At 33.6% G+C, this 527-nt stretch carries 1 protein-coding gene; it reads left to right on the plus strand.

Features of this window, described 5'->3' with window-relative positions; genetic code table 11:
* Positions 1-527: formate/nitrite transporter family protein (locus tag IDG60_RS01715; protein ID WP_206160427.1), on the plus strand; the 527-nt coding region annotated here is incomplete at both ends.

Raw genomic sequence — 527 nt, forward strand, 5'->3', positions numbered from 1 at the left:
GCCATTACATTCAGCTTTGCGTTAGTACTCATTTTATTTACAAACTCCGAACTACTAACCAGTAACTTCATGTACTTTACTGTAGGCCTGTATTATAAAGTAATTAAACCGACTAGAGTATTGAAAATATTTTTATTATGCTTTGCAGGAAATATTTTAGGTGCTGCTATTTTATTTAGTTTCATGCGTTTTTCAAATGTAATGACGCCAGATATGTTAAATCAGTTATCAGCAGTTATTGAGCACAAAACGTTGTCTACTGGTTTTGTAAGTATATTAATGAAAGCGATCTTCGCCAATTTCTTTATCAATATTTCATTAGTTATTGCCATGCAAATTGACGATGTACTCGCAAAAATGTTTGTCATGATGTTCGGTGTTACCATATTCGCCTTTATGGGTTATGAACACGTCGTTTACAACAGTTGCTTATTTATGGGTGGTTTAATTTATCAAGTTGATACATTGCACTTCATACCAGCTATTTCGAATATCGCTGCGGCTTTTATCGGTAACTATATTGGAGG

The organism is Staphylococcus sp. EG-SA-2 (assembly GCF_017152085.1).